General features: G+C 74.7%; 4 protein-coding genes and 1 pseudogene. 2 read left to right on the top strand and 3 right to left on the bottom strand.

Annotated features, from left to right (window positions below; translation table 11 throughout):
- Nucleotides 1-182 (top strand): zinc-binding dehydrogenase (locus AC1DUQ_RS20375; RefSeq protein WP_477074484.1); only part of this gene is annotated, 182 nt, incomplete at its 5' end.
- 18 nt (nt 183-200) lie between these two features.
- On the opposite strand, the gene AC1DUQ_RS20370 is transcribed toward AC1DUQ_RS20375, so the two are convergent.
- Together AC1DUQ_RS20370 and AC1DUQ_RS20365 are read right to left on the bottom strand one after the other, a co-directional pair.
- Complete coding sequence (locus tag AC1DUQ_RS20370; RefSeq protein WP_421742154.1) at nt 201-416, bottom strand: hypothetical protein; 216 nt, start codon at nt 414-416, stop codon at nt 201-203.
- 83 nt (nt 417-499) lie between these two features.
- Entirely contained in the window at nt 500-1,402 is a 903-nt protein-coding gene (locus AC1DUQ_RS20365) for a LysR family transcriptional regulator (protein WP_477059961.1), read from the bottom strand.
- A gap of 72 nt (nt 1,403-1,474) precedes the next feature.
- On the opposite strand from AC1DUQ_RS20365, the gene AC1DUQ_RS20360 reads away from it, so the two are divergent.
- Nucleotides 1,475-2,497, top strand: a complete 1,023-nt coding sequence (locus AC1DUQ_RS20360; protein WP_477059960.1) for an EamA family transporter — start codon at nt 1,475-1,477, stop codon at nt 2,495-2,497.
- Here AC1DUQ_RS20360 and AC1DUQ_RS20355 read toward each other — a convergent pair.
- Nucleotides 2,422-2,685: pseudogene (locus AC1DUQ_RS20355) on the bottom strand (2-C-methyl-D-erythritol 2,4-cyclodiphosphate synthase); the annotation flags it as partial. The gene AC1DUQ_RS20360 and the pseudogene AC1DUQ_RS20355 overlap by 76 nt on opposite strands.

The raw sequence follows: 2,685 nt of genomic DNA, 5'->3' as shown, positions 1-2,685 counted from the left end.
GTCCCGGCGCGGACCCGGGGACCGCGGTGCGCGAGGCCGCCCGTGCGCAGCTGGCGGAGCTGGCGGCCGACGGCACGCTGGACGTCCGGGTGGCGAAGACCTACCCGCTCTCCGAGGTCGCGCAGGCCCACCGGGACGGCATGGCGGGCCACTCGGCCGGCAAGCTCGTGCTGGTGCCCTAGACGCGGCTCAGAGCGGGTTCAGAACGGCAGCGGCGGTGGCGTGTCGGTGATCTCGCGGCGGTGGTGGTCGTCGAGCTCGCGCAGACCGGCGCTGGTGGCCTCGAGCACGTCGAGCGGGACACGGACCCGGATCCGGATCGCCTGGACCCCGTTGTCCCGTGCGGGCAGGGGGTTCTGGTGGAGCGCTCCCACCACCGGGAGCAGCTCGGTCTGGGCGTCCGACGACTGTGTCACGCCGGGGACGGTACCCGGACATCAGACCGGACGCCACCCCTGATTTCGGACACCCGGCTCACCTGGCCGCAGACGCGGCGTCGTCAGGCGACATCGATCTCCGCGGCGAGCGCACGGAGCTCGTCCAGCACCCGCCGGACCACCAGGCGCTCGGCGCGGTCGCGGCGCAGCAGCGCGTCGATCCGCCGCCCCGCACGGACGCCCGCGAGCGGGACGAGGCGCACCTGCGCCCCGCCGCCGAACGTGTAGCGGGGCAGCAGGGACACGCCGTGCCCGGCCGCGACCAGGGCCTCGACCACGTGGAAGTCGTTGACGCGGTGCGCGATGCGCGGTGCCGCCCCGGACTGCGCACCGACGGCGCCGAGCACGCCCGCGACCGGGAAGCCCTCGCGCACGGCGATCCAGGACAGGTCCCGCAGGTCCTCCGGGCGGACCTCGGCTCGGTCGGCCAGCGGGTGGTCGGGCGGGACGGCGAGATCGAGCGGCTCGCGCAGCAGCGGCACCACCAGGACGCCCTGGGCGGCCCAGCCCGCGCCGTCGTCGGGCCGGTGCGCCACCACCACGTCCATCCGGTCGGTGAGCGCCACGAAGTCGTCCTGCGCCACGTCCTCGTCGGTGCACTCGAGCGTGATCCCGTCGATGGACGCGACCCGCGTCAGCAGTGCCGGCAGCAGCAGCTGCGCGCCGCTCTGGAACGCCGACACCCGCACCACGCCCTGCGGTCGTGCCACGAACTCGTCGCACGCGGCCCGCGCCCGTTCCAGGGCCACCGCGACGTCGACCGCGGCCGCGGCGAGCGCCTCCCCCGCGGGCGTGAGCCGCACCCCGCGACCCACACGTTCGGTGAGCGGCACGCCGACCTCGCGCTGCAGGAGCGCCACCTGCTGCGAGACCGCCGACGGGGTCACGTGCAGGACGGCCGCGGCGGCCGTGACCCCGCCCTGGGTGCCCACCGCACGGAGCGTCTCGAGTCCCCGCGGATCCATGTAGCGACGCTACATCGTTTCGTCAGTTCTTTTCGCTGGTGCTGCACGGTACGCAGACCGCATGCTCGGTCCATGCCCGCCCGCGACCGCCTCCTCGCCGCCCTCGTCGCGGTGTGCTGGGGCCTGAACTTCCCCGCGATCCACCTGTCGCTGGAGCAGTTCCCCCCGTTCTTCCTGGTCGCGCTCCGGTTCGCCCTCATCGCCGTCCCGACCCTCCTGCTGGTCCCCCGGCCGACCGCCCCCTGGCGGTGGATCGGCCTGTACGGCCTCGGGTTCGGCGTCCTGCAGTTCGTCTTCCTGTACCTGGCGATGTCGAGCGGCATGCCGACCGGCCTGGCGTCGCTGGTGCTGCAGTCGTCGGCCCCGTTCACCGTGGTGCTCGCGGGGGTGTTCCTGCGCGAGCGGATCACCGCGCGGCAGGGCGTCGGCATCCTGCTCGCGGTGGCCGGCCTGGGCGGGATCGCCGCGCACCGGGCCGGGCTCGACGGCGGCGCCACGCTGGTYCCCGTGCTGCTCACGCTGTGCGGCGGCCTGGGCTGGGCGGTCGGCAACCTGGGCAACCGCCGTGCCGTGCAGGCGCAGCCGGGCGAGCCGTTCCGGCTCATGCTCTGGATGTCCGTGGTGCCGCCGCTGCCGCTGCTCGCGCTCTCGCTCGTCGTCGAGGGTCCTGCGCGGATCGCGGGATCGTTCCAGGGGCTCGGCACCACCCAGGGGCTGCTCGCACTGGGTGGTCTGGTCTTCACGGTCGTGGTGGCGACCCTGGTCGGCTCCGGGCTGTGGACCACGCTCATGGGCCGGCACCCGTCCAGCACGGTGGCGCCGTTCTCGATGCTCGTGCCCGTCGTGGGCATCGGGGCGTCCTGGCTGCTCCTGCGGGAGCGCACGTCGGTCACCGAGCTGGCGTGGGGTGCCCTCGTGATCGCCGGCGTGCTGCTGGGCAGCACAGGCCGGCGTCAGACCACCAGTGCCGTGGCGATCGCGGCGACGCCCTCGCCGCGGCCGGTGAGCCCCAGCCCGTCGGTCGTGGTGGCCGAGACGCTCACGGGTGCCCCCGCGGCCGCCGACAGCGCAGCCTCCGCCTCCGCCCGCCGCTGACCGATCTTCGGCCGGTTCCCGATCACCTGGACCGTGACGTTGCCGATGGTGAACCCCGCCGCGCGTACGCGGCGCGCCGCCTCGCCCAGCAGAGCACCCCCGGCCGCGCCGGCCCATTCGGGCTCCGACGTGCCGAAGTTCGACCCGAGGTCATTCGGGCTCCGACGTGCCGAAGTTCGACCCGAGGT

It is taken from the genome of Cellulomonas sp. P4_B5_2 (genome assembly GCF_056402235.1).
Note: the sequence above shows the minus strand (reverse complement) of the source record. Positions and strands in the feature narration are given on the sequence as shown.